Annotated in this window: 17 protein-coding genes; 5 read left to right on the forward strand and 12 right to left on the reverse strand. The window is 73.9% G+C overall.

All coding sequences use genetic code 11. The annotated features are described in order from the left end of the window. Nucleotides 1–143 precede the first annotated feature (143 nt). Together ACIQVT_RS27580 and ACIQVT_RS27585 are read left to right on the forward strand one after the other, a co-directional pair. Nucleotides 144–1,655: a PspC domain-containing protein gene (locus ACIQVT_RS27580; protein ID WP_403759606.1), complete on the forward strand. Its 1,512-nt coding sequence runs from the start codon at nucleotides 144–146 to the stop codon at nucleotides 1,653–1,655. Beyond that, nucleotides 1,642–1,842 carry a hypothetical protein gene (locus tag ACIQVT_RS27585; RefSeq protein ID WP_403759609.1) on the forward strand — a complete coding sequence of 67 codons (201 nt, stop codon included), beginning with the start codon at nucleotides 1,642–1,644 and terminating at the stop codon, nucleotides 1,840–1,842. The genes ACIQVT_RS27580 and ACIQVT_RS27585 overlap by 14 nt, the downstream gene beginning before the upstream one ends. A gap of 45 nt (nucleotides 1,843–1,887) precedes the next feature. Here the strand turns inward: ACIQVT_RS27585 and ACIQVT_RS27590 are convergent, their stop codons facing one another. From ACIQVT_RS27590 to ACIQVT_RS27600, 3 genes are all read right to left on the reverse strand, one after another. Next, nucleotides 1,888–2,415, reverse strand: a complete 528-nt coding sequence (locus tag ACIQVT_RS27590; protein ID WP_403759612.1) for a DoxX family protein — start codon at nucleotides 2,413–2,415, stop codon at nucleotides 1,888–1,890. Between the two features lie 412 nt (nucleotides 2,416–2,827). Continuing rightward, a complete protein-coding gene (locus ACIQVT_RS27595) occupies nucleotides 2,828–4,105 on the reverse strand; it encodes a hypothetical protein (protein WP_403759615.1) in 1,278 nt (425 codons plus the stop codon). 247 nt (nucleotides 4,106–4,352) lie between these two features. Further along, complete coding sequence (locus ACIQVT_RS27600; RefSeq protein WP_403759618.1) at nucleotides 4,353–5,147, reverse strand: class II aldolase/adducin family protein; 795 nt, start codon at nucleotides 5,145–5,147, stop codon at nucleotides 4,353–4,355. A 139-nt stretch (nucleotides 5,148–5,286) separates the two neighbouring features. On the opposite strand from ACIQVT_RS27600, the gene ACIQVT_RS27605 reads away from it, so the two are divergent. Next, nucleotides 5,287–5,754, forward strand: a complete 468-nt coding sequence (locus ACIQVT_RS27605; protein ID WP_403759622.1) for a pyridoxamine 5'-phosphate oxidase family protein — start codon at nucleotides 5,287–5,289, stop codon at nucleotides 5,752–5,754. 88 nt (nucleotides 5,755–5,842) lie between these two features. Here the strand turns inward: ACIQVT_RS27605 and guaA are convergent, their stop codons facing one another. Then, nucleotides 5,843–7,423: a glutamine-hydrolyzing GMP synthase gene (gene guaA / locus ACIQVT_RS27610; RefSeq protein WP_403759625.1), complete on the reverse strand. Its 1,581-nt coding sequence runs from the start codon at nucleotides 7,421–7,423 to the stop codon at nucleotides 5,843–5,845. A 283-nt stretch (nucleotides 7,424–7,706) separates the two neighbouring features. On the opposite strand from guaA, the gene ACIQVT_RS27615 reads away from it, so the two are divergent. Then, a complete protein-coding gene (locus ACIQVT_RS27615; protein WP_403759628.1) occupies nucleotides 7,707–8,111 on the forward strand; it encodes a chorismate mutase in 405 nt (134 codons plus the stop codon). Nucleotides 8,112–8,667: 556 nt separating this feature from the next. Here ACIQVT_RS27615 and ACIQVT_RS27620 read toward each other — a convergent pair. From ACIQVT_RS27620 to ACIQVT_RS27655, 8 genes are all read right to left on the reverse strand, one after another. Beyond that, a complete protein-coding gene (locus ACIQVT_RS27620) occupies nucleotides 8,668–10,446 on the reverse strand; it encodes a GMC family oxidoreductase N-terminal domain-containing protein (protein WP_403759631.1) in 1,779 nt (592 codons plus the stop codon). 153 nt (nucleotides 10,447–10,599) lie between these two features. Then, nucleotides 10,600–12,213 (reverse strand): succinic semialdehyde dehydrogenase, encoded by a 1,614-nt coding sequence (locus tag ACIQVT_RS27625; RefSeq protein WP_403759634.1) that lies wholly within the window; start codon nucleotides 12,211–12,213, stop codon nucleotides 10,600–10,602. 127 nt (nucleotides 12,214–12,340) lie between these two features. Then, nucleotides 12,341–13,372 (reverse strand): protein kinase, encoded by a 1,032-nt coding sequence (locus ACIQVT_RS27630; RefSeq protein WP_403759638.1) that lies wholly within the window; start codon nucleotides 13,370–13,372, stop codon nucleotides 12,341–12,343. Nucleotides 13,373–13,472: 100 nt separating this feature from the next. Then, nucleotides 13,473–15,218: a protein kinase gene (locus tag ACIQVT_RS27635; protein WP_403759642.1), complete on the reverse strand. Its 1,746-nt coding sequence runs from the start codon at nucleotides 15,216–15,218 to the stop codon at nucleotides 13,473–13,475. A gap of 110 nt (nucleotides 15,219–15,328) precedes the next feature. Further along, nucleotides 15,329–17,140, reverse strand: coding sequence for a protein kinase (locus ACIQVT_RS27640; RefSeq protein ID WP_403760244.1), 1,812 nt, complete (start codon nucleotides 17,138–17,140; stop codon nucleotides 15,329–15,331). 231 nt (nucleotides 17,141–17,371) lie between these two features. Continuing rightward, nucleotides 17,372–20,008, reverse strand: a complete 2,637-nt coding sequence (locus ACIQVT_RS27645) for a protein kinase (RefSeq protein WP_403759645.1) — start codon at nucleotides 20,006–20,008, stop codon at nucleotides 17,372–17,374. 165 nt (nucleotides 20,009–20,173) lie between these two features. Continuing rightward, the gene (locus ACIQVT_RS27650) at nucleotides 20,174–22,258 is read right to left on the reverse strand and encodes a serine/threonine-protein kinase (protein WP_403759649.1); all 2,085 of its coding nucleotides are present in this window, start codon (nucleotides 22,256–22,258) and stop codon (nucleotides 20,174–20,176) included. Between the two features lie 479 nt (nucleotides 22,259–22,737). Then, nucleotides 22,738–24,447, reverse strand: a complete 1,710-nt coding sequence (locus ACIQVT_RS27655; protein WP_403759652.1) for a glycerol-3-phosphate dehydrogenase/oxidase — start codon at nucleotides 24,445–24,447, stop codon at nucleotides 22,738–22,740. A 283-nt stretch (nucleotides 24,448–24,730) separates the two neighbouring features. Between ACIQVT_RS27655 and ACIQVT_RS27660 the strand changes: the two genes are divergently transcribed. Beyond that, complete coding sequence (locus ACIQVT_RS27660) at nucleotides 24,731–25,939, forward strand: nucleotide sugar dehydrogenase (protein WP_403759659.1); 1,209 nt, start codon at nucleotides 24,731–24,733, stop codon at nucleotides 25,937–25,939. Nucleotides 25,940–26,003 lie beyond the last annotated feature (64 nt).

Consider the following 26,003-nt stretch of genomic DNA (forward strand, 5'->3'; position numbering starts at 1 on the left):
CCGGTGCCGGCCCGGGGACGGGCCGTCCGTCCGACGGCCAGTGCCCGTCGAACGCTTCCGCGGCCGGTCTCGGGGCCGATTTCAGGGTCGTCCCAGGGTTGTCCCGACTGCCGCCGGGGCGGACGGGCCGTCACCATGGACGCATGACGGATCACGAGCACGCCGCGACGGGTCCGGGACCCGGCTCCGGCCCGCGCCCGGCCCCGGGCACCGGGCCGACGGATGCCGCGCCCGCCGCGACGGGAAGGACAGGAGCGGCCGGCCCCGGCACCCACACCAGCGCCTCCACCGGTACCGCCACCGCTGCCGGTCCGAGCACCGGCACCGACACCGACACCGACACCGACACCGACGAGCGGGAGGAGCGCCAGGACACCGGCGCGGTTCCCGGGCGGTTCCGGCGCGACCGCGGTCACAAGATGATCGCGGGCGTGTGCGCGGGACTGGGACGGCAGACCGACATGGATCCGGTGATCTTCCGGATCACCCTGGCCGTGCTGTCGGCGACCGGTGGCCTCGGCCTCATCTTCTACGGCTTCGCCTGGCTCCTGGTGCCGTACGAGGACGAGGAGGAGAACGAACTCCGCAAGTTGTTCACGGGCCGCGTCGACGGCCAGGCGCTGGCCGCCGTGCTGTTCACCCTGGTCGGCTGCGGAATCTTCCTGACGATGCTGAGAAACGGCGGTGTGCTGGCCTTCGCAGCGGTGCTCTCGCTGCTGCTCGCGGGTGCCGGCTACTGGTCGCGGCGCCGTGACGCCCCCGACCCCGACCCGCTGGCCGCGCAGGCCGCCGCCGACGCCCCGCCGGAGGCCCAGGCACCGCCGGTCGTCACCACCTATCCGTCCTGGTGGCGGGACCCGATCGTCAAGGACGGCACCCACGTCGGCGGCACCGGCTACCTCTGGGGCCCGGGCGACAGCCGGGACCGGGACCTCACCTCGGTCCTCGACGTCGGCATCGCCAACCCCTGGACGCACCAGGGGTCCGTACGGCCGCCCCGCACCGAGCCCCCGGTACTACGCGGTCCCCGCTGGATCGGCGCCCCCTTGTTCCTGCTGGCTCTGGTGGCGGGCGGCCTGGGCACCGGGCTCAGCTGGGACGGTCACCCGCTGGGCACCAGCCTCCAGACCGGCCTGGCGTGCGCCCTGGCGGTGTTCGGCCTGGGCATCGCGTTCAGCGCGTTCCTCGGCCGCACCGGGGCGGGCACGGTGTTCCTGGCGGTCGTCACGGCGGCCCTGTTGGCCGGGGCGGCGGCTATGCCCCGGGACATCACCAACCACTGGCGGGAGACGTCGTGGACACCGGCCGCCACCGCCCAGGTGCGGTCCGGGTACGACCTCGGTACCGGCCGGGGCACCCTCGACCTGACCCGGGTGCACCCGGGGAAGGGGCGGACGGTCGCCACGGACGCCCGGGTGGGAGCGGGAGCGCTGAAGGTGATCGTGCCGGCGGACGCGATCGTGCGGATGGACATCGATGTGGGCGTGGGCGACATCCGGTTGCCCGGGGACAGCGGAAAGGACGTGGACGTGAAGCCCGGCAGGCACAAGGACGTGACGCTGGCACCGGCCAAGGGCGCGGGGAACGCCGGCACGCTGGATCTGACGCTCGGCGTCGGAGTGGGACGGGTGGAGGTCAGTCGTGCCGCGTCATGAGCTCCAGCCCGGGAAGCTGGTCGCCGGGCTCTTCCTCACCGCCACCGCCGCGCTGTTCGCGGGGGACGCGCGCGGTCTGTGGGACATACCGTGGTTCGCGGTCGTGCCGCTGGTGGTGGGCGGCCTCTGCCTGGCCGGCGTCACCGCCGCCCTGACCCGGGGGGTGCGCAGACGCGGAGGTACCTGACCCGGCCGGCGCCCGTCGTGCGGATCCCGCCGCCACCGGCAGGCCCTACCGGTAGGCGTCGGTCGGCCGGCGCCGGGACCGCCAGGCCGCGTCCAGGGAGAGGTGGGGGGCGCCGGCCAGGACCAGGGGAAGCCAGGCCATCAGGTAGGCGAGGTCGTTGCCGTAGTAGTAGGGGGTGGTCGCCCAGCTCACCGTCAGCCAGAGGCTGAGCGAGATCAGCGCACCGCCGAGCGCGGCCAGCCGGCCGAACAGGCCCACCAGGGTGCCGATGCCGACGGCCAGCTCACCGAGGGCGATGGCGTAGCCGAAGCCGACCGGGCTCTTCAGGGCCAGGTCGATCAGGGCGGGGACAGCGGCGGATCCGCGGGCCGAGCGCAGCGTCTCACCGATCGATCCGGCGCCGGTGGCGTGGAAGAACGCGCTGTCGGTCAGCTTGTTCAGGCCCGCGTAGATGAAGGTGACCCCGAGGAAGACACGCAGGGGCAGGAGGGCGTAGTGGGTGGCTGCGTCCCGCCAGGGGCGGGGACCGTTCAGGCTGTTGGTGTACGTGTCCGTCCGCATGCCGTGAGTCATCGCTGCCAGCCGCCTCTCGCCCACCGTGCACCCCTCGCCCGACGATACGTACGACGGAAGGAGCCCGTTCAATCCTGTCCCGAACGATTCTCCCGATTTCCGACCTCTGCGCGAACAGCGGGGGCCGGGAACCGCCGGCCCCGACCGGGTGCGGATGCGGATGCGGATGCGGGTGCGGGTGCGGATGCGAATACGCCGGACCGTGCCATTCCCGCGGCCACGCCACTCCGTTCCCACGATCGGCCCTCACCCGCCTACCCCGCGACCGCCTCGGTTCCCTCACCTCCGGCCCCTCCGCCCGCCCCACGCGGCGGGCGGAGGGGGCGGAGCGAGAGGTCGGGAGGCGGGTGCGGGGGCGATGGGTCGGAGAGGCGCTCACCACCGTCCCGATGGACCGGCCGCTCCCGGTCGTTCACTCCGTCACGTGGACGGGGTACCGGTTGGTCGCGGTACCGGCCGCGGTCACCACCTGGATGTCCATCGCACCGGGCTCGACGTCGGCGGGTACGGGCACGGTCAGGGCGGTGTCCGTGGGGTTGCGGAAGCCGCCGGTGACGGGAACCAGGGGGACGTGGACGTCGACCGTGCCGATGCGGACGACCACGCGGGAGAGGTGGTCGGCGGTCCGGGCACCGGGCGGGACAAAACCGGCGCCGCGGATCTCGATGTCGTCGCCGGTACGCACGGGCCCGTCGAGGTCGCCGGGTTCGCGGGCGCGGACCACCGAGAGGATCACGGGCCGACCGCCCTCGGCGTACTTGCCGGCCAGGTAGGTCGCCGCCGAGATGAGCACCACCACGGCCAGGCCCCAGGGCAGGTCGGGCAGCCGATCGGGACGGCGGGCCAGCCGTACGGCGGCGAACAGCAGGGCGACTGCGCTGATGGCGACGTACTGGATGTCGGTGAAGGCGCCCCGGCCGGAGTCGTCGGTGAGCAGGTCGGCGGCGCGCGGCCGGTGGGCCGGCACCTTCTGGAGCCGCTGGCCGAGGATGCGCAGGCCCACCACCCGGCGGACCAGGACGGCGATGCCGCACACGACCGCGAGGACGGTCAGCACACCCGCCCCGTGCGCGAGCCCGAGGCCCGATACCAGGGCGTCGCGGGCGGCCGGATCGGAGGCCGCGGCCAGGCGGGCGGCCAGCAGCAGCACGGCGTAGGCGACGAACAGTACCCAGCAGACGGCCACGGCACGGGAGGTGGACATGCGGTTGTCCTCACCGATCATCGGCGCGAGCGCTCCGCCGCGCGCCCGGTGGAGGAAGCAGGCGGCGGTCAGCGCACCGGCGACGGCGAGCGCGGCGAGCAGAGCGGCGGTACGGGCGCCGGTCCAGCCCGTGCCGATCGCGGTGAGCGCCTCGGTGAGCAGCAGCGCGACGACCGCGCCCCACACGGCGTACAGCGTCCGCAGCCACAGCCGGGCGAGCCAGGTGGCGCCCTCGGCGCGGCCGCGTTCGGCGACGGCCTCCGCCCGCTGGGTCAGCTCCTCGGAGACCCACTGGCGGGAGGCCGGGGCCGAGTGCGACACGGCGGCCGGCAGTCCCCGGCCGGCGGCGAACTCGTCGCGCCGGCGCAGGAACGCGGCGACGGCCCTCCGGTGGCCCTCGCCCGCGCCGTGCGGGCAGTCCCCGCAGGTGCAGCCTCCCTCGTCGCCCTCGGCACCCGTGCCCCCTCTGGCCTCCTGCACCGCCATGCCAGACGCCCGCCTTCCCCATGACCCGCTGTCATGGCCGCCGGTCCGCGCGGTACGCGCGTTCGCCCGGCAACTGCCCGATGTCGAAAGCGAATTGTGCCCTACATCGGCGTCCTGGGGGCTGTGGCGCGGGGGGGTCGGGGGTGAAACGGGCGCCACCGGGTTGACCCCGCTGCGCACATCGCCGTACGGGCGGGGTCATTCAGTGTGGGGAGGCGGTGGTGACGAAGGGGGCCCGGCCGGGGGGTCAGCTGAGCAGGTCGGGTTCGCTGCGGCTGATGTCCTGCCACAAGGGCTGGTAGTTGATCCAGGCCACCAGGTCGCCGCCGAGCTGTTCCCGGGTGGCGACGGCCTGCCGGTGGTCGATGAGGACCGGCCGGCCCGCCGCCCTGGCCATCAGCTGCACCTGGCAGGAGCGCTCCAGGGACAGGAACCACCAGGCCGCCGCGTCGACCGAGTCGCCGACGGTGAGCAGCCCGTGGTTGCGCAGGACGAGCGCCTTGCGGGAGCCGAGCGTGGCGGCGATCCGGCGGCCTTCCCCGGCGTCGACGGTGACGCCGGTGTAGGCGTCGTACAAGGCGATGTCCTCGTAGAAGGCGCAGCTCTCCTGGGTGATGGGGTCGATGAGTTCGCCGAGCGCGGAGAGGGCGCGGCCGTGCACGGAGTGGCAGTGGACGACGGCGACGACGTCCGGACGGGCGGCGTGGACCTGGGCGTGGACGGTGAAGGCGGCCTGGTTGACGTGGTAGCGGCCCTCGACGACCTGGCCGTCCCGGTTGGCGAGGACGAGGTCGCCGACGGTGACGTGGCGGAACGGCATCCCGAACGGGTTGACCCAGAAGCAGTCGGTGTATTCGGGGTCGCGGGCCGTGATGTGCCCGGAGACGCCCTCCTCCAGACCGGCCCGCCCGAAGATCCGCAGGGCGCCCGCGAGCCGCTCCTTGCGGTGCCGGCGTTCGTCCTCGACCGACTCGTGCATGGGCGGCATGGCGAACCGGAGCTGGTCGGTGGGCACCGGCAGGGGCGGTGTGGGCCCGTGCATAGATCCTCCAGCACTGGGTTTGCGGTACGGGCGGAAGGTACCTCCGGCCGGCGTGGGAATGCGGAGCCGTCATGTGAAGATGCCGTGTGCCGCGGATACCCGACAGCAGGTGTCGGCATTCTCGGCGAGAGCGTTCCGCATGAACTGGGCAGCATTCAACGCCGCCGCGCCCGAACTGGCGGCGCTCAGCGAGAAGCGCTTCGGCGCGTACCGGCACCATGTCCTGGTGACCCTCCGCAGGGACGGCTCACCCCGCACGTCCGGCCTCGAGGTCCGCTTCCTGCGCGGGGAACTCCGGCTCGGCATGATGCCGGGCTCCCTCAAGTCCCACGACCTTCGCCGCGATCCCCGCTTCGCCCTCCAGGCCAATCCCGGCGAGGGGACGGGGATGGGCGGCGGGGACGTGCGGATCAGCGGGCGGGCGTACGAGGTCGCGGACGGCCCGGCGAAGACCGCCTACGTGGCAGAGGTGGAACCGCCGCAGCCGCTCCACCTCTTCCGCACCGAACTGACGGAGGTCGTCCGGACCTCCGTCGAGGACGACAGGTATCTGGTCACCCGGCTGTGGAAGCCCGGAGAGCCGGTGCGCACTCTCCGGCGGACCTAGACCCCGACGGCACCAGTCCCGTCCGGACCGGACCCGTCCGGACCGAACCCGTCGAGACCGAACTCGTCGGGACCGGGCCCTGTCGGGCCTACTCCCACTCGATGGTGCCCGGCGGCTTGGAGGTCACGTCGAGCACGACCCGGTTGACGTCCCGGACCTCGTTGGTGATGCGGGTGGAGATACGGGCGAGGACGTCGTAGGGCAGCCGGGACCAGTCGGCGGTCATGGCGTCCTCGGAGGAGACCGGGCGCAGCACGATCGGGTGGCCGTAGGTGCGGCCGTCGCCCTGGACGCCGACGCTGCGGACGTCGGCGAGCAGCACCACCGGGCACTGCCAGATGTCACGGTCGAGGCCGGCCGCGCTCAGCTCCTCGCGGGCGATGGCATCGGCGTCGCGCAGCAGGTCCAAGCGCTCCTTGGTCACCTCACCGACGATGCGGATGCCCAGGCCGGGGCCGGGGAACGGCTGGCGCTGGACGATCTCCTCGGGCAGGCCGAGCTCCTGGCCGACCATGCGGACCTCGTCCTTGAACAGCATGCGCAGCGGCTCGATCAGCTTGAACTCGAGGTCCTCGGGCAGGCCGCCGACATTGTGGTGCGACTTGATGTTCGCGGCGCCGGTGCCACCGCCGGACTCCACCACGTCCGGGTACAGGGTGCCCTGGACGAGGAACTCCACGGCCGGGCCCTCGTCGGCGATGATCTCGGCCTGGGCCTGCTCGAAGACGCGGATGAACTCGCGGCCGATGATCTTCCGCTTCTCCTCGGGGTCGGTGACACCCTGGAGAGCGGTGAGGAAGCGCTCCTCGGCGTCGACGACCTTCAGCTGGACGCCGGTGGCCGCGACGAAGTCCTTCTCGACCTGCTCCGTCTCACCCTTGCGCATCAGGCCGTGGTCGACGTAGACGCAGGTCAGCTGGTGGCCGATGGCCTTCTGCACGAGGGCCGCGGCGACGGCCGAGTCGACCCCGCCGGACAGACCGCAGATCACGCGCTTGTCGCCGACCAGCTCGCGGATCGCGGTGACCTGCTCCTCGATCACGTTGCCGGTCGTCCAGTCCGGCTTCAGGCCGGCGCCGCGGTACAGGAAGTGCTCGAGCACTTGCTGGCCGTGCGTGGAGTGCATGACCTCGGGGTGGTACTGGACGCCGTAGAGCCTCTTGTCGTCGTTCTCGAAGGCGGCGACCGGGACGACGTCCGTGGAAGCGGTCACCGTGAAGCCCTCGGGCGCGGCGGAGCAGGCGTCGCCGTGCGACATCCACACGTGCTGCTCGGCCGGGGTGCCCTCGAAGAGGGTGGAGGACGCCCGGGAGACCTGGAGGTCGGTGCGGCCGTACTCACGGGCCCCGGTGTTGTCGACGGTGCCGCCGAGGCTCTGCGCCATCAGCTGGAAGCCGTAGCACATGCCGAAGACGGGGACGCCGGACTCGAAGATCTCGCGGTCGAGGCGGGGCGCACCCTCCTCGTAGACCGACGAGGGACCTCCGGAGAGGATGATGGCCGCGGGATTCTTGGCGAGCATCTCCCGGACCGGCATGGTGCTCGGCACGATCTCGCTGTAGACCCGCGCCTCGCGGACGCGACGGGCGATGAGCTGGGCGTACTGCGCGCCGAAGTCCACGACCAGAACGGTGTCGGGGTTGGCGGCAGTGTGAGTCGCTGATGACACGGGGTGCCTTCTGGTGGTCGGGCGGGGGTCTGTGCTACCGAGTCTAACGGGGCGGGCGGGGAGGCTTCCTCTGTACGGGGGCGTGACATACTGGCGGCATGCTCCAGCACACGATGTACGTCTTTACCTATGGCACCCGGCCCGCCGGCTGCCATGGTCGTGCTGCTTGAGCCAACCGCCAAGCGACTTCCCAGGCGCCCCGGGCCGACAAGGCCCGGGGCGCCTGTCGTTTTCCGGGTTCTGCCGTCCCAGGGCATCCGCCGTCCCGACCGAGGAGCCCGACGTGACCACCACCGGCACCCACCCGACCACCGCAGGCAGCGCTCCCGCGACCACCGCAGGCAGCACCCCCGCGACCACCACGAGCAGCATCCACGCGACCACGACGAGCGGCACCCGTCCGACCGCGACGAGCCCGGAGGCGGCCATCGCGACCGCCACGGGCCCGGAGGCGGCCATCGCCGACGCCCGGGAGCGCATCGACGTGCTCGACGACCGGATCATCGGTCTCGTCCAGGAGCGGATGGCGGTCTCCGCGGTCGTCCAGCGGACCCGAATCGCCTCCGGTGGCCGGCGGGTGAGCCTCTCCCGGGAGATGGAGATCCTCGGCCGCTACCGCGACGCGCTCGGCAGGCCGGGCACCTCCCTCGCCATGACGCTGCTGGAACTGTGCCGGGGCCGGGTCTGAGTCCGTCGCCGTTCTCACCCGTACGGCGCGTGACCGGTCCGCGCACCGCCTCGTTGAGGGGATCGTCGGTGTCGGCCAGGGGTGGGCCGGACGGAACCACACGTGGCTCGCCGGGGCGAAGAGGGGTACGGGTCGTGACGTACCCCGTGGGACCTCGCCCCGGCAGGGTGACCGGGCGGCAGGGGACAGCGGCCCGGTCAGGAGGAACGGCCGGTCCCGGGGGACGCCCGGGACCGATCGACGAACACCGCCACCCCCACAGCGGCCGACTGTCACCGGTCACCGCCCGGTACGGGCCCTGCGGCCTCCACGCCCCGCTGGGCCCTTCGTCATGCCCGCCGCAGCATGCGCTGGCCAGTGACGCAGATCACACTCCGACCTCGCGACGCGGGGGCAACCCTTCATACTTTTCGCTGATCAAACTTGCCGGATCAACAAACGGTGAGAGGGACCTGCCTTCGGAGGGGGATGCAGGTCCCTCTTGCCGTCCGCCCGTGCCGTCCATCCGGGCCGCGTGCGGTCACTCCACCGCGTGCGGTCACTCCATCGCGTCCGGTCACTTCTTCGGCGGCACCGCCGGTATCCCCAGGAACGGCAGCCGCAGCGCGCCGAACGCGTCGGCAGGTACCACCGGTGTCCGCGGCTCCACCGGCTTCAGCCGCTCGTACGCCGCTCCCGGTGCCGGACGCGGGTCCTCCTCACCCTTGTTCGGCCAGAAGGACATGGCCCGCTCGGCCTGCGCGGTGATGGTCAGCGAGGGGTTGACGCCCAGGTTCGCCGACACCGCGGCGCCGTCGACCACGGAGATGCCGGGGTGGCCGTAGACGCGGTGGTACGGGTCGATGACGCCCGTCTCCGCGCTGTCGCCGATGGGGCAGCCGCCGAGGAAGTGCGCGGTGAGCGGGGTGCCCATCAGCTCGCCGACGTTGCTGCCGGCGAAGCCGTTGATCTCGGCGGCGAGCGCGGAGGCCGCCTCGGTCGCGGCCCTGATCTGCTTGGGGTTCGGGGAGCCGTGCCCCTGCCGGGCGGTGAGCAGTCCCTTGCCGACGCCGGCGGGCTTCAGGAACGTGGTCAGCGAGTTGTCCAGTGACTGCATGACGAGGCCGATGATGGTCCGCTCCGACCAGCGCCGGTTGGACAGCGAGCGGGCGACCAGCATCGGGTGCCGGGCCGCGTTGGCCAGCCAGGCCAGTACGCGCGAGGAACCCTCGGCGTAGGGCACCTGGAGGATCGACAGGCTGCCCATGGAGTTGGAGCCCTTGCCGTAGCGGACCGGCTCGATGTGGGTGTCGGCGTCCGGGTGGATCGAGGAGGTGATGGCGACGCCCCGGGTGAAGTCGGCGCGCGGCTCGCCGGTGGCCCGGTGGTAGCGGCGGTTGTCGGTCTGGGCGCCGACCAGCGCCTCGGAGTTGGTGCGGGTGAGGTCGCCGAGCCGGTCGGACAGGTACGGCAGTCGGTGGTCGGCCTTCATGCGGTGCAGCAGGGTCTGGGTGCCGTAGGTGCCGGCCGCGAGGACGACCCTGCGGGCGGTGAGGATCCGGCCGCGGCCCCTGTTCTTCCGGTCCGTGGGCAGTGTCGTCACCGCGTAGCCGCCCCGGGAGTCGTCCGTGACGGCCACGACGGTGGTCATGGGGTGGACGACGGCGCCCGCCTTCTCGGCGAGGTGGAGGTAGTTCTCGTTGAGGGTGTTCTTCGCGCCGTGCCGGCAGCCGGTCATGCACTCGCCGCACTCGGTGCAGGCGTTGCGGTCGGGGCCGGCGCCGCCGAAGTACGGGTCGTCCACCGCCTCGCCGGGCCGGGCCCTCGCCGTCCCGTCGGCGTCCTTGCCGTCGCCGAAGAAGACACCGACCGGGGCCAGGTGGAAGGTGTCGGCGACGCCCATCCGCTCGGCCGCCGCCTTCAGGTGCACGTCGGAGGGGGTCATGGTGGGGTTGACCCGGACGCCGAGCATCCGCTGGGCCTGGTCGTAGTAAGGCTTCAGCTCCGCCTGCCAGTCGGTGATGCCCCGCCACTGCGGGTCGTCGAAGAAGGCCTTCGGCGGTACGTAGAGGGTGTTGGCGTAGTTGAGCGAGCCGCCGCCGACGCCGGCGCCGGCCAGCACCATCACGTTGCCCAGCAGGTGGATGCGCTGGATGCCGTAGCAGCCGAGCCGGGGCGCCCAGAGGTAGTTCCTCAGGTCCCAGGAGTTGCGCGGGAGGGTCTCGCGGGTGAAGCGGCGGCCGGCCTCCAGGACGCCGACCCGGTATCCCTTCTCGGTGAGGCGCAGGGCGGACACCGAGCCGCCGAACCCTGAGCCGACGATGAGGACGTCGTAGTCGTAAGCGTCCTGGGGCACGGTGTCTCCTCGTTGAGTGTGCGTGCGGGCCGCCCGTGGTCTCTCACGCTCGCGAGGCGAAGGAGGCCGAGGGGGCGAAGGAGGCGGATGGGGGGCGAAGGAGGCGGAGGCGGGGGCACCGGCCGGTCGCGGCCGCGCGCCCCCGCGCCGGGCTCACCGGAAACGGAACGCCTTCATGAGCCGCAGGCTCGTGTTCATGAAGGCGGCGTACCCCTCGTCCGTCATGCCCAGCGACGGCGCCATCGGCAGCAGCCGCTGGCGGGCAACCGTCTGGGCCTCGGTGTACTTGAGGATGCCCTCGGAGCCGTGGCGGCGGCCCAGGCCGGAGTCCTTCATGCCGCCCATGGGGGACTGGACGCTGCCGTAGGCGGGGGCATAGCCCTCGTTGACGTTCACGGTGCCGGTGCGCAGGCGGGAGGCGATGTCCCGGCCGCGGCGGGCGCTGCGCGTCCAGACGGACGCGTTGAGACCGTACGGCGTGGCGTTGGCGCGTGCGACGGCCTCGTCGTCGGTCGTGAAGCGGTACACGGAGACGACCGGGCCGAAGGTCTCCTCCTCGCAGACCGCCATGGAGTCCTCGACGCCGTCGAGGACGGTGGGCTCGAAGAAGTAGGGGCCGATGTCGGGGCGGGCGACCCCGCCCGCGAGGACCTTCGCGCCCTTGGCGACGGCCTCCTCGACGTGCCGGCGGACGGTCTCCAGCTGCCGTTCGCCGACCAGCGAGCCCATGTCGGCGCCGTAGGCGAGGGAGTTGCCGAGCCGCATGGCGCGGGTGCGGGCCGTGAAGCGTTCCAGGAAGGCGTCGGCGACGGAGTCGTGGACGTACAGCCGCTCGATGGAGATGCACAGTTGGCCGGCGGAGGAGAAGCAGGCGCGCACGGCTCCGGCGGCGGCCTTCTCGATGTCGGCGTCGTCCAGCACCAGCATGGCGTTCTTGCCGCCCAGTTCGAGGGAGACGCCGACCAGGCGGGCGGCCGCGCCGACGGCGACCTCGCGGCCGGTGCGGGTGGAGCCGGTGAAGGAGACGTAGTCGGCGTGCCGGACCAGCTCCGGTCCGACGACCGGGCCGTCGCCGAGGACGACTTGGAAGACGCCGTCGGGCAGTCCGGCCTCGATCAGCAGGTCACGCGCCCACAGGGCGGTGAGGCAGGTCTCGGTGTCCGGCTTCATGACCACGGCGTTGCCGGCGGCGAAGGCGGGCAGGGCGTCGCCGACGGACAGCTCCAGCGGGTAGTTCCAGGGGGCGATCTGGCCCACGACCCCGCGCGGGTGCCGAAGTTCGGTGACCTGTGTCAGGGCCGGCACGGCACCGGCGTGCCGCTTGGGCCGCAGGTAGGCGGCGGCGCGGCGGCCGTAGTGGCGGGCGGCGACGGCGACGGCCTGCACCTCCTCGTGCGCGTGCAGGCGGGCCTTGCCGGTCTCCAGCTGGATCAGGTCGAGCACCTCGGCCTGCCGTTGGAGCACCAGGTCGTGGAAGCGGAGCAGCACGGCGGCCCGCTGCCGCACCGGGACCTTCGCCCACACGGCCTGCGCGGCCCGGGCCGCCTCGAAGGCCCCGCGGACGTCGTCCGGGGTGGACTCGGGCAGGTCGGCCAGCTTCTCGCCGGTGAGGGGAGTGTGGTTGGCGGTACGCCCGCTGCCGGCGACTCCCTTGGTGAGCTGGGCCACCAGCTCCGGGGTGACCACGTCGGCGGCCGTGCGGGCGCCTTCGGGGGCGGGCGCGAGCGGGTTGGTACCGGCGGTGTCCGGGGCCTGCGTGTCCGTCATGACGCGCAGGGTATGCCGCGGCGGAGGCTTTGTGTACCCGTCGGTAACGACGATTCACCCGGCACACACATCCTGCCAGCGATCACTGGCAGGAAATGTGCTGATCAGGGCGGCGAGGGGGTGGCCGTCAGCCGGTCCCGGTCTTTTTCGCGAGGAGCAGACCGAGCGCCGACAGGGGCGCGCGCCAGGGGGACGACGGGGCGTCCTCGGCGGGCGCGCCCGCCGGACCGGGGGCGGCGGGCGGGCTCTGCGCGCAGCCGGCGGCCGGGTCCGGGACCGGGCCGGGATCCGAGGCGCGAGGCTCAGCGACCGGGCCGGGGTCCGCAGCACGGGGCTCAGGGACCGGGCCGGAATCAGAACCGCGAGGTTCCTGGACCGGAGCCGAGGCGCGGTGCCCCGGGGCCGGCTCCGGTACGGGTGTACGGCCGAGGTGGTCGTGGAGTACGGCGGCGACCTCCCCGGCGTCCGGCCGCTCCGCGGGATCACCGGCGTGCAGGCGGTCCAGCAGCGGACCCAGCGGCCCGGGGTCCGTCTCCCCCAGGGCGGCCCGCAGCAACGCGCCCAGCGACCACAGGTCGGAGGCGGGACCGGCGCCCGGACCCGCCGCCCGTTCGGGGGCGACGAACCCGGCGGGCGACTCGTCCGCGTGTCCGTCGCCGATGCCGAAGTCGGTGAGGACGACCCGCCCGGTACCGGACTCCAGCAGCACGTTGGCCGGTTTCACGTCCCGGTGCACGATGCCGACGGCGTGGGCGGCGCGCAGCGCGCCGAGCACGGCGAGCCCGACCCGGGCGGCCTCGGCCGGCGGCAGGGGGCCACGCCGCAGCACCTCGCGCAGGGACTCGCCCGCCACCAGCTCCATCACGATCCAGGGGACGCCGTCCTCGGTGACGACGTCGTACACCGTCACGGCGGAGGGGTGCCGTACCCGGGTGGCGGCCCGGGCCTCGTGGTGGAGCCGGTGCGCGATCCGCCCGCTCTCCTCGTCGGTCGTCGGATCACCGGGCAGCAGGGGCTCCTTGACGGCCACCGCACGCCCGTCCCGCTCGTCCCGGGCGCGCCAGACGGTGCCGGCCGGGCCGGATCCGAGGCGTCCGGCGAGCCGGTAGCGACCGCCGATCAGCGTTGCGTCGAGCGGGAGTTCGCCGTCTTCGGTCATGTCACATGAGTACCGTGCGCACCAGGCCGTTGTCGAAGCGGGCGGCCGGAACCCGCGCGTGCGCAGACCCGCGCCGGGCGCGCGGCACCATGTGGACCGGTCACGCCCCCGTGACGGAGAAGGTGCCGAGGGCCACGTCGAAGTACTCCCGCGCCCGGCGCGCCCGGCCGACCGGCGCCGACACCCACACGTCGTACAGCCAACCGTCCTCCTCCCAGCACAGGTCGTAGGTGTGACGGGGGCCCTCCGCCGTGCTGAAGCCGTCCCAGGTGAACTCCCAGAGCGCGGCCGGGTGTCCGGCGTGTCGGGTCCGCGTGACCCGGCCGTCGCGGTAACCGGGGTTGCTGGCGGGGCCGTCGGCGGCCGACCGGCGCATCACCGCGGTGGGGCCGCCCGGCCGGCGGGCGCCGACCTTGACGCCGAGCCGGAAGGTCTCCCCGGGGGAGAGGTAGAAGACCCGCTCGCCCTGGGGGCTGCGGGTGAAGTCGTCCGGTAGGGCGAGGGAGAAGCCGGCCGGGTCCCGGGTCACGCGGTAACCGGAGGGCGCGGCGTGTGCGCCGGTGCCGGGGCGGGGCGCGGTGGAGGCGGCCGTCGGGGTGTGCGACGGGGTGGTCGAGGGGGTGGGTGACGGCGTCGGCCGGGAGGGAGGTGCCGAGGGGGACGGGGCCGTACCGCTCCCGGTGGCCGGGCTCGTCGCCGTACCGCCCGGGGTGCCGCCGCCTCCGCCGCCGTCCCGGTGCAGCAGCAGCGCCGCGGCCGACACGCCCGCGCCGGCCAGCGCGGCGACGAGGAGCGCCGCGACCAGCACCCCGCGCGGCGACGACCGGGCCGGGGGCGCCTCCCCCGGCGGCCGGGGCGCGGCGTACGGCGGCGGCCCGCCGTGCGGGGGGTCCCACGGGGGCGGCGGGTGGTGCGCGGCGGGTCTCGGCGTCCGGCCGCCGCCGATCCGGTGCAGGCGTCCGCCGCCGTGCCCGCCGCCCGCCGGCCCGTGGCCGCCCGGTGCGGCCGGCGTGCGGCCCGTCTCCAGGTACGCGCCCAGCATCCGCTCGGCGTCCGCCGCGCCCAGCCGCCGGTCCGGGTCGCGTTCCAGCAGCCCGAGGACGACCGGCAGCAGCGGCCCGGCCTGGGCCGGCGGTCGGATCTCGTCGGTGACGACGGCGTGCAGGATGCCGCCGAGCGAGTCGCGCCGGAACGGCGACTCGCCGCTGAGCACCGTGCACAGCAGCGCGCCCAGCGACCACAGGTCCGACTCCGGACCGGTGCGCAGCCCGGACATCCGCTCCGGCGCGGTGTACTCGGGGGAGCCGACGAAGGCGCCGGTCTCGGTGAGCGTCGTGGCGCCCTCGACCTGGGCGATGCCGAAGTCGGTGAGGACGACCCGGTCGGTGCCGGACTCGAGCAGGACGTTCGCGGGTTTGATGTCCCGGTGCAGCACACCCGCCTCGTGGGCGGTGCGCACCGCGCTGAGCAGGGCGACACCGATCCGCGCGGCCTCCGCGGCGTCGACCGGGCCGTGCCGGGCGATCCGGTCGGCGAGCGAACCGCCGTCGATCAACTCCATGACCAGGTAGGGGCGTCCGTCCTGCTCGACCACGTCGTGCACCACGATGATGTGCGGGTGCCGCAGCTGGCAGACCGCACGGGCCTCACGGAACGTCCGGTCCCGGCGGCGGCGCGCGTCGTCGTCCGGGAGCGCGTCGTCCGGGAGGAGTTCCTTGACGGCCACGTGACGGCCCAGCACCTGGTCGCTCGCCCGCCAGACGACGCCCATGCCGCCGCGCCCGATGCGTTCCTCCAGGCGGTAACGGCCCGCGATCAGCCGGAAGCCGGCTCCCTCGGTCCCCATGCGCCCCATCATGCCGCACGGCGGGCATGCCCTCCGGGGCGCCGACCGGCCAAGCCACCCCGTACAACCTGCCTGTTTCGGCCGTCCGCGCCGCGTGTCGTCGGCCCGGATCAGCTCTCGTCCGGCTGCTGCCAGCTCCGCAGCACCCACGTGAACCGCTTGCTGGTCGTGGCCCAGTCGGCGGCCGGGGACGACATGTAGATCACGTATTCGGTGCCCGCACGCGAGAAGTACGTCTCCTCGACGGCGTGGCGCGGCCCCGGCACGTAGGGCGGGTCCTTCTTCAGCGCCGTCCAGGTGTACTCCCACAACGCGCCGTCGCGGTCGCGGTAGATGTTCTCCTTCATCGTCACGCGCCGGTAGTCGACCAGCCGTTGGAGCTGCCGTTCGAGGTCCTGCTGGTGGGAGAGGGGCTCGGCGTAGTCCGGCGCGGTGTCGATGGCGATGCGGACGAAGTGCTTGCCGCCGTCGGGCGTGTAGTCGATCTGTTTGAGGTCGCCCTGGATGCCGTACACCTTGCGTTTCCAGCCCTTGGGCAGGGAGATGCTGAAGCCCAGCGGATCGTGGTAGGTCCGCCAGCCGGCGGGGACGGTGCCCGGGCGGGATCCGGAGGTGTCACCGTCGGAGCCCGCGGGGTGCGGAGCCGGGCCGGACTCCTCGTTCGTGCCGGTTCCCTGCCCTCCTCCCCGCCACTGCTGGATGCCCGCGGCCACGCCGCCGCCGAGCACCGCGGCGAGGGCCACGGCCAGCGCGAGGGTGCGCAGCCGGCGGTGGGGCCGCCCGTCCGCCCGGCTCCCCGCGCCGGGCCGTGCCGGGGTGAGCGGGCCGCGCGCGGGTGTGCCGGTGTCGGGTGCGGTCACCGTCGGCCCGGTCCCGGGGCCGCCCGAGCCGTACCCGTACCCGTACCCGGAGCCCGCTGGCGTGGCGCCATGACCGGCCACCGGGGTCGAGGAGTCGTAGCCGTGACCGGATCCCGCCGGTGCGGGGCCGTAACCGGCCACCGGGGTCGGGGAATCGGGACGTCCGCCCGGCGCGCCCGGGCCGGGGCCGCCATCCGGGTAGACACCCGAACCCTGCGTCGGGACGAACGCCTGCGCCGAGCGCGGCCGGCGGCCCTCCGCCGCCTCGGCGAGCATCTGCTCCGCCTCGCCCGCGTCCGGGCGGCGCGCCGGGTCCTTGCGCAGCAGCGCGGCGATGACCGGCCCCAACGGGCCGGCGTGGCGCGGCTCGTCGACCTCCTCCTCCACGACCGCCTGCATGGTGCTCAACGGCGAGGTGCGCCGGAACGGGGAGCGGCCCTCGACGGCCGTGTACAGCGTGGCGCCCAGCGCCCACAGGTCCGAGGCCGGGCCGGGATCGTGGCCGCGCACCCGTTCGGGGGCGAGGTAGTCGACCGAGCCGACGACCTCCCCGGTACGCGTGATGGTGGTGTCGCCCTCGATCTGGGCGATGCCGAAGTCGGTGAGCAGGACCCTGCGGTCGTCGCCGAGCAGGACGTTGCCGGGCTTGACGTCCCGGTGCAGCACTCCGGCGGAGTGCGCGGCGCGCAGCGCGCGCAGCACCCACAGCCCGATCCGCGCGGTCTCCGTGGGTTCGATGCGGCCCCGTTCCTTGACCGCGTCGGCCAGCGAGGCGCCCTCGACCAGCTCCATCACGATCCAGGGGCGGCCGTCGTGCTCCAGGACGTCGTGCACGGTGACGACGGCGGAATGGTTGATGCGCGCGGCGGCACGTGCCTCGGCCCGCGTACGGGCGAGCAGGACGGCCCGGTCGCTGTCGGAGACGTAGAGCGCGGCGGTCAACTCCTTGACGGCGACCTGCCGGTGCAGCACCTCGTCGTGGGCGCGCCACACCCGGCCCATGCCGCCGCTGCCGATGGAGTCGGCGAGCCGGTAGCGGCCCGCTATGAGCAGGCCCTGCATCTGATTCACGTTGCCCCGCAATGCTCTTGACAGGCTCAGACTAAGGACCGGCCTGTCGGCAGGGAACCGGCGGGGTGCCAAGGTGACAGCACTGTGACGGTTGACCACCCCGCACACTTGCCCGAACAACTCCGTGCCGCCGCACCGCTCCAGGGCCGCCGCGCCAACCGCCCAAGTGCCCCGCCGGCAGGTGCCGGCGGACCACCCGCCCTCCGCGCCGGTGACTCCTCGTCACCCGCTCAGCCGGTACGTGGCGGTAGCCTGGTCGTACAGGCGGGTCACCTCGTCGCGCTCGGCCTCCGGGCCGCGCACCTGGATGACGTGGTACCGCCCGTTCAGCAACAGCGCCATGTTCCGCACGAACCGGTCCCGCCCCTGCCCGTCGGTCCAGGTGAACTGCCCCTCCACCATGGTCCGTCCGCCCACCTCGATGGTGCGCAGCCCGGTGGCCGTCGCCCAGCTGGAGTCCCGGTACGGCTGGAGTTCACGCTCCTTGTCCCGCTGGTAGACCATCGGGTCGCCGCCGAACGCCGCGGTGCCGTCCCGGCCCGGTACGACGATCAGCTCGAAGTCGCCGTGCGAGTAGACCACTTGTCCGCTGCCGTTCTTCGGGGTGCGGTGCCAGCCATCGGCGACGGCGACCTGGAAGCCGTCCGGGTCCTTGCGCAGGGTGAAGCCGTCGGCGACGGCGGAGTCACCGCCGGTCTGTGTCTCGGTCGCGGGCGCCGAGGCCGAGGCACCGCCGTCGGGTGTGCCCTGCCCGGCCGGCGCCCCCGCGGAACGGGTCGGCGCGGGACCGGTCCGTCCGTCCGCGCCGGTACGGCCGTGGTCGCCCGCCCCGTTCTCGCCCTGCTTCGGCATGAGCAGCAGCGCGTAGGCGACCGCGCCGGCCAGCAGGAGCAGGATGAGCAGGAGCAGGGTGCGGCCCAGGCTGCGCGGCGAACGGTCGCCGTCCCGGGCCCGCTTGTGCCGGCCGTGCGGATGGGCCACCGGCAGCCGGGCACGACGCCGACGCACCAGTTCGCCGCGGCGCCGGACGATCGGCAACCGGCGCGGGTCGGCGGGCGGTACGGGCACGACGTGGACACCGGCGTCCGGTTCGGGCGCGGAGCGCACCAGGGACCGCAGCCAGCCGCTCAGTTCCTCCGTCTCGGGCCGCTCGGTGGGGTCCTGGCGCAGCAGCGACTCCACGACCGGCCGCAGCGGGCCGCACTCCTCGGCGAAGGCGGGCGGTTCGGCGCAGACCAGCTGGACCAGTTCGGCCGTCGACTCCTCCGGGTACGGCGCGTGTCCCTGCACCGCCCGGAACAGCAGCGCGCCAAGCGCCCACAGGTCGGTGGCCGGACCGATGGGCGCCGCCAGCTGCCAGTTCTCGTGCACGGGGCCGGCCTGCTCCGGCGCCCAGCGTTCGGTCACCGGCCCGACGACGGTCATCCGCGTCTGCCGGGCCCGCTCCGCGGCCAACGCCGTGCCGGGCCCCCGGCGCACGGCACCGCCCTCGTCCCAGCGGGCGGCCGCCGGCCCGGCGGCGCCGGTGGACTCGTCCACGCGGTCGGGCGCGGCGGAGTGCTCCGGTGGGCGGCCTGGCCCGGGAACCACGCCGGGACGCCCGCCGGACCCGGCGTCCGGGGCCCGCCCCGAGCCGTAGCCCTGCCCGTGTGCGTGTCCTTGCCCGTGTCCCTGTCCCGGTACGAGGGCGTGTCCGGGGTCCCCGGGGGGCAGCCCGGGCCGCCGGGCTCCGCCGCCCGGCCCGGTGCGCGGGGTGGAGCCGTGCCACGGCGCGCCGCGCACTCCGTACGGATCGACCGGCGGTTCGGCCGGCACGGCGCCGCCCGGCTCCGGGGCGTACGGCGTCACTGTCGTGGCGTCGGCCCGGCCCCCACCGGTCGTGTCCTCGGCGGGCGGACGGGCCGCGGGCAGGGCGGCGCGCCCGTTCTGCTGGGCCTCCTGCACCCGGGCGGCGGCCTGGGCGCCCGCGCGGTACGCGGCGATGGCGCCGGCCCGGGCGGCGCGGATGTCCGTCCCGCTCTCCAGGGCCCGCTGCCCCGCCGGCCCGGACGCGCCACCCGCCCCCGGCGCCGGCAGCCCGCCGGCCGCTCGGGCCTGGATCGCGGCGCGCCGCGCGGCCTCCGGGTCGGCATCCCCGACCGGCCCGGCACCGCCGTACACCGTCGGCGCGCCCCCGTTCCGCCCACCTCCCGAGGGCCCGTCCCCGTGTACGGCCCCCGCGTCCGCCGTGAGTCCGTCGGGCGCCGGCACGGGGTCGTACCCGCACAGGGCCTCCTGGGCCGCGCCGACCGCGAGGCCGGTCAGCACGACGCGGCCGTCGTCGCAGACGAGGACCGTGCGGGCGGTGACGTTGCGGTGCACCCAGCCGTGGGCGTGCAGCACCCGGAGCGCCATCAGGACGTCGGCGGCGACCTCGGCCGCCCGGTACGGCGACAGCGGCGTCTCGGTCAGCAGGGCGGCCAGCGGGCGCGCGGCCACCAGTTCGCTGACGATCCACAGCGAGCCGCCCTCGGCGAACACGTCGAAGACCTGGTCGAGGCGAGGATGGTCGGGGATGCGGGCGGCGGACTGCGCGGCCTCCACGGCGCGCCGCACCGCCGGGTCGGCGGGCCGCCGGGTGGCGGTCCTGGCCTCCGGCGCCCGGCGGGACGCGCGCTCACGGGCGGTGAACCCCTCGGGCAGCCCCTCCGCGTCGAGGACCTCCGCCTCGACGACCTCCGGCAGCGGGACCTGCCGGACGAGGACTTCCTGACCGCTGTATGTGTCGAAGGCGCGGGTCTCGGTGAGTTCGTAGGCGTCGGACGGCGGGAGCGGCAGGCGGTAGCGGTCGGCGAGCACCCGACCCGCGTAGTCCTCCACTTGGCCTCCCCCGGCCGCCCGAGATCCGTCACTTCCGTTCGTCCTGCGGTCCGTTCCGCACACGCGTGCGGCTGCGTACGGTCCGCGGCCCTTCACGATACGTGCCGGAGGCAACCCGCACCGAGCGGATGACGGATTCCCACGCACCAAACCGGCTCGCGCCGCCTACGACTTGGGAGTGAAGGACTCCGTGAGCGTCTTCCAGGTGTCCTTGCGCAGATCACCGTGCCAGTCGGCGCCCTTCGCGGTGTACATCAGCGCGTAACCCTGGTGGTCATCGACCACGAAGCCCCGGTCGATGGTCCGGTACCCGGTGCCGCTCTCCTGATACGTGAACTCCCAGTCGGCCGCCTTCCAGCTGCGGTAACCGACCTTCTCGATGCGTATCTTGTGGTACTGGGAACGCACCATGTAGCGCTCCTGGTTCTTCCAGTCCGCCACCGGGTCGCCCTTGGGCGTGCTGGTCCAGGCGACGAGCAGCTTCTGTCCGGCGGGCCCGGTGTAGCGGTCGCCGGCGGCTCCGGTGGAGCGGTACTGCCAGCCCTTCGGCAGCCCGATCGTGTACCCCTGGCCGCTCTTGCGGGTCGAGACCGCCGGGGCGCTCCCGCCGCCCTTGCCACCGTCCTTCCCGCTGTCCTTGCCGGCGGACGAGCCGGAGTCGTCGGCGGACGGGCCGGCGCCGGAGCCCGGCCCGGTGGCCGACGCCGACCCGCCGGGGGCCGGCGCCGAACTGGCGCCGTCCGTGCGCTTCCCGGTGGCCGTCTCGCCGCCCGTCTTGCGGTCCTCCTTGGTGGAGGCGTCGGCGCTGGTGGCGGCCTTGGCCCCGTTGTCGCCGCCGTTGTCGTCGCCGCCGCCCAGCGTGAGGGCGAGCACGGTACCGAGCACCGCCAGGGCGACGACCACGGCGATGACCACGAGGGTGCGCCTGGGCACCACGTCGGTCAGCGGCGCCCTGGGCACCGGTCGCGGCGGCAGGTCCAGGTCCGGCGGCGGCACCACGGGCCAGCCGGAACTCCGCCCGGCCGGACCGGCACCCGGCACGGAACCGGAGCCCTGGGCGGGGACGGCCGGCCTCCCGGCCGGTCCGGTGGCCGTCGGTCCGGTGGCCGTCGGTCCGGTCGACACCGGACCGGTTGCCGCGGGAGCGCCGGCGGGCCGCGCCCCGGCGGCCGTACCGCCGGCGGCGGTTGCCGCCGTCCCGTCGGTGCTCTTCGGCCGCGCCGCAGCCGCGCCGGCCGCACCCGCCGCCTTGCGGACCGAGCGCAGCGCGCCGCGCAGCTTCTCCCCGGCCTCCTCGCCGCGCTTGCCGTCGCGCCGTCCGTCGGCCGGACCCGGCTGCGCGGGCAGCGGCACCACGCGGGTGGCGTCCATCGGCTCCGGCTCGGGCGCGTGTATGACCGCGTTGAGCATGGCCCGGGCCCCGGCGTCGTCGAGCCGCTGGGCCGGGTCCTTGGTCAGCAGACCGTAGATGACGTCCCGCAGCGGTCCCGCGTGCTTCGGCTCGTCGAGGGACTCGGTCATCACCGCGGTGAGCGTGGCGATGGCCGAACCCTTGTCGTAGGGCGGCACTCCCTCGACGGCCGCGTACAGCAGGCCGCCGAGCGACCACAGGTCCGCGGCCGGTCCGGGCTTGTGGCCGCGGGCGCGCTCCGGGGAGATGTAGGAGGGGGCGCCGACCAGCATGCCGGTGGAGGTGATGGACGGGTCGCCCTCCACCTGGGCGATGCCGAAGTCGGTGAGCACGACCCGGCCGTCCTCGGCGATGAGCACATTGGACGGCTTGACGTCCCGGTGCAGGATGCCCTGGCGGTGCGCGGAGCGCAGCACGTCGAGGACGGCGAGCCCCACCTCGGCGGCGCGCTTCGGCTTCAGCAGGCCGTCCTCGCGGATCACCTCGGCGAGGGACTTGCCCTCCACCAGCTCCATCACGATCCAGGGCCGGTCGTCCTCGTCGACCACGTCGAAGACCGTCACCGCGCTGTTGTTGCGGATCCGGGCGATCGCCTTGGCCTCGCGCAGGGTGCGCGTGATCAGGCGCCGCTTCTCCTCCTCGTCGATGTTGGTCGGGAACCTCAGTTCCTTGACGGCCACCGTCCGGCCGAGGGTCTCGTCCTCGGCGCGCCAGACCGTGCCCATACCGCCGCGGCCCAGCACGTCTCCCAGCCGGTACCGCCCGGCGAGGAGACGCCGCTCGCCGTTGTCCTGACGAGTCTCCTGACGGGATGCACCCGCCCGCTCCGTCTCCGACATGCGTCCCCTCATACAACCCGCCCTGACAGAGCCTCCATTGTCTCTTACCCCGCAAGTGGCCGACGCCCAGGGTGCCCGTGGCCGAAGTCCGCCTCCCACCGTCACGAAGCCCTGCTGAAGCGGGTGTTCCGCTTACCGGGATGATGGGTCGCAAGAGGGGAGGAACCGGCAGACCGACCCTTCGGACACTCCCGGCCAAACCGGCGCCCCCGGAGCCACCGCGCGCCCACGGCCCCTACGGCGGCCCATCGGCCCCAGCCCCGCTCACCCGGCCCACCAAGCCCGGCCGGCCCCGGAAATCACCCGCGCCCCAAGGCCACTGACCCCGTCTCAGGCCGGTCCACCTCGCCTCCCTTTCCGGCTCGCTCACGGCCGCCTCCTCTCCCCGCACCCGGTAGAATGAGCCGGTTCCGAACGGAGATCCCGGTTCGCGCCACTCGTCCGGGTGAAACCGTCCCCGCCCGGGGCGCCGGCAGGGCTCAGGTGAGCGGCACGATGTCGGGCGCTCCCAGCCGTGCCGCGTCCGCCGTCCGGTCGTCCGGTTGGAGCTGTGACTCGCGCTCGGCCTCCACGCGCTTCTCGTAGTGCTCGACCTCGCGCTCGATCCGGTCCCGGTCCCAGCCGAGCACCGGTGCCATCAGCCCGGCCGCCTCCCGCGCGCTGCGCGTGCCCCGGTCGAACGTCTCGATGGAGATCCGGGTACGGCGGGTCAGGACGTCGTCCAAGTGCCGGGCGCCCTCGTGCGAGGCGGCGTACACCACCTCGGCGCGCAGGTAGTCGTCGGCGGCGCCCAGCGGCTCACCGAGCGAGGGGTCGGCGGCGATCAGGTCCAGGACCTCCTGTACCGCCGAGCCGTAGCGGTTCAGCAGGTGCTCCACGCGGACCACGTGCAGTCCGGCGCGGGCGGCGATCCCCGCGCGCGCGTTCCACAGCGCCTGGTAGCCCTCCGCGCCCAGCAGCGGCGTCTCCTCGGTCACGCAGTCGGCGACACGGGTGTCGAGCCCGTGCACGGCCTCGTCGACGGCGTCCTTCGCCATCACCCGGTACGTCGTGTACTTGCCGCCCGCCACGACCACGAGCCCCGGCGCGGGATGGGCGACCGTGTGCTCGCGGGAGAGCTTGCTGGTGGCGTCGGACTCGCCGGCCAGCAGCGGGCGCAGCCCGGCGTACACACCCTGCACGTCCTCGCGGGACAGTGGCACGGCGAGCACCGAGTTGACGTGTTCCAGCAGGTAGTCGATGTCGGCGCTGGAGGCGGCGGGATGGGCCTTGTCCAGGTCCCAGCCGGTGTCGGTGGTGCCGATGATCCAGTGCCGGCCCCAGGGGATGACGAACAGGACGGACTTCTCGGTGCGCAGGATCAGGCCGGTGCTGGAGTGGACGCGGTCCTTGGGGACGACCAGGTGGATGCCCTTGGAGGCGCGGACGTGGAACCGGCCGCGCTCGCCCACCATGCCCTGGGTGTCGTCGGTCCACACGCCGGTGGCGTTGACGACCTGCCGGGCCCGGATCTCGTACTCCCCGCCGGCCTCCACGTCCCGGACCCGGGCGCCGACGACGCGCTCGCCCTCGCGCAGGAACCCGGTCACGCGCGCGCGGTTGGCCACCTTCGCGCCGTACGACGCCGCGGTGCGCACCAGGGTGGTCACGAAGCGGGCGTCGTCGACCTGGGCGTCGTAGTACTGGAGGGCGCCGACGAGAACGTCCTTGCGCAGACAGGGGGCCACGCGCAGGGCGTGACGGCGGGTCAGGTGGCGGTGCACGGGCAGGCCCCGGCCGTGGCCGCGGGCCATGGACATCGTGTCGTAGAGGGCGACGCCCGAGCCGGCGTAGAGCCGCTCCCACCCCTTGTGCCGGAGCGGATAGAGGAACGGCACCGGCTTGACCAGGTGCGGGGCGAGCCGCTCCAGGAGCAGGCCGCGTTCCTTGAGGGCCTCGCGGACGAGCGCGAAGTCGAGCATCTCCAGATAGCGCAGACCGCCGTGGATCAGTTTGCTGGACCGGCTCGACGTGCCGGACGCCCAGTCGCGGGCCTCGACCAGCCCGGTGGCCAGGCCACGGGTGACGGCGTCCAGCGCGGTGCCGGCGCCGACCACTCCTCCGCCGACCACCAGGACGTCCAGCTCTCGCTCCGCCATCGCCGCCAGTGCCTCGGCGCGCTGCGCCGGCCCCAGTGCCGCTGTCCTCACCGCTGCCTCCCGATGTCGCAAGACGTGCTCACGTCGGCCGCACCCGGTGGGCGGGGCCCGGCTCATTCCCTCCTCATGCCCAGATTCCGACCGCGTCGTCCGCCTTCGGCCGCCGTGGGCTGACACGCTGTGGACAACTCACACAGAACCCCTGGAAGACACACGAACACAATCACACATAACGGTCATATGTGTACCTAGTCTGACAGTGCACTCGCTCGTCTTGTCCACAGCGGTTGCGAAACCTGTTCCGCTTCGGCTACTGGGAAGGACGGCCCACGCCATGCCCGCAGACCTCGCCGTCATCGGACTCGGCCCCTACGGTTTGCCGCTCGCCCAAGCCGCCGTCGCCGCCGGCATCGCCACCATCGGCTACGCCACCGGCCCCGAGGCCGGCTCGCTCAGCCCGGCCGAGCTGCGCCGGATGCACGCCTCGGGCTTCCGGCCCGGCACCGATCCCGCCCAGCTCGGCCGGGTGCGCACCGCGGTCATCTGCGCGCCCACCCCGCGCGGCGCCGACGGAGGACTCGACCTCGGCCAGGTCGAGGCGGCGGCCCGCACCCTGGCCGAGCGGCTGCGCCCGCACACCACGGTCATCCTGGAGTCACCCGTGCTGCCCGGCACCACGGAGGAATTCCTGCGCCCGCTGCTGGAGAAGGGATCGGGCCTGCGCGCCGGCCGCGACTTCCACCTCGCCTACTCCCCCAGCCGCGTCGACCCCGGCAGCCGCGACCACACCCCGGCCGGCACGCCGAAGGTCATCGGCGGCCTCACCCCGGCCTGCACCGAGTCGGCCGCCGCGTTCTACGGCCGGCTCACCGACAAGGTCGTCCGCGCACGCGGGCTGCGCGAGGCGGAGACGGTGCAGCTGCTGGAGACCAACTACCGGCACGTCAACATCGCGCTCGTCAACGAGATGGCCGTGCTCTGCCACGAGCTGGGCGTCGACCTGTGGGACGTCATCCGCTGCGCGGAGACCAAGCCCTTCGGCTTCCAGGCGTTCCGGCCGGGCCCGGGCGTCGGCGGGCACGGCGTCCCCCAGGACCTGACCGGCCACGCCAACCGCACCCTGCGCATGGTCGAACTGGCCCAGCAGGTCAACAACCGGATGCCCCGGTACGTCGTGCGGCGCGCCGCCACGCTCCTGAACGAGCACGGCAAGTCCGCGCGCGGCGCCCGCGTCCTGCTCCTCGGCGTCACCTACAAACCCGACCTCGCCGACCAGCAGGGCACCCCGGCGCAGGAGATCGCCGTACGGCTGATGGAGCTGGGCGCGGCCGTCAGCTACCACGACCCGTACGTGCCCGCGTGGAGCGTCCTGGACCGCCCGGTCCCGCGCGTGGACTCCTTCTACGAGGCCGCCGCCGACGCCGACCTCACGATCCTGCTCCAGCAGCACCGCACCTACGACCTCCAGGGCCTGTCGGTGAAGGCACAGTTGCTGCTGGACACGCGGGGCGCCACGCCCACCGGGGCGGCCCACCGGCTGTGAGCCCGGCGGCCGGCCCTTCGAGGGCGTGGCGACCAGGGTCTTTCGTTCGGATCGGGCCGGACCC

This window comes from Streptomyces sp. NPDC100445, from assembly GCF_044759735.1.
Classification (GTDB): domain Bacteria; phylum Actinomycetota; class Actinomycetes; order Streptomycetales; family Streptomycetaceae; genus Streptomyces.

What these genes read in the sequence shown, in the direction of transcription:
- ACIQVT_RS27580 (WP_403759606.1), top strand. Translation starts at nt 144, where the DNA reads ATGACGGATCACGAGCACGCCGCGACGGGTCCGGGACCCGGCTCCGGC.
- ACIQVT_RS27590 (WP_403759612.1), bottom strand. Translation starts at nt 2,415, where the DNA reads ATGACTCACGGCATGCGGACGGACACGTACACCAACAGCCTGAACGGT.
- ACIQVT_RS27595 (WP_403759615.1), bottom strand. Translation starts at nt 4,105, where the DNA reads ATGGCGGTGCAGGAGGCCAGAGGGGGCACGGGTGCCGAGGGCGACGAG.
- ACIQVT_RS27600 (WP_403759618.1), bottom strand. Translation starts at nt 5,147, where the DNA reads ATGCACGGGCCCACACCGCCCCTGCCGGTGCCCACCGACCAGCTCCGG.
- ACIQVT_RS27605 (WP_403759622.1), top strand. Translation starts at nt 5,287, where the DNA reads ATGAACTGGGCAGCATTCAACGCCGCCGCGCCCGAACTGGCGGCGCTC.
- ACIQVT_RS27625 (WP_403759634.1), bottom strand. Translation starts at nt 12,213, where the DNA reads ATGACGGACACGCAGGCCCCGGACACCGCCGGTACCAACCCGCTCGCG.
- ACIQVT_RS27630 (WP_403759638.1), bottom strand. Translation starts at nt 13,372, where the DNA reads ATGACCGAAGACGGCGAACTCCCGCTCGACGCAACGCTGATCGGCGGT.
- ACIQVT_RS27635 (WP_403759642.1), bottom strand. Translation starts at nt 15,218, where the DNA reads ATGGGGACCGAGGGAGCCGGCTTCCGGCTGATCGCGGGCCGTTACCGC.
- ACIQVT_RS27640 (WP_403760244.1), bottom strand. Translation starts at nt 17,140, where the DNA reads ATGCAGGGCCTGCTCATAGCGGGCCGCTACCGGCTCGCCGACTCCATC.
- ACIQVT_RS27650 (WP_403759649.1), bottom strand. Translation starts at nt 22,258, where the DNA reads ATGTCGGAGACGGAGCGGGCGGGTGCATCCCGTCAGGAGACTCGTCAG.
- ACIQVT_RS27660 (WP_403759659.1), top strand. Translation starts at nt 24,731, where the DNA reads ATGCCCGCAGACCTCGCCGTCATCGGACTCGGCCCCTACGGTTTGCCG.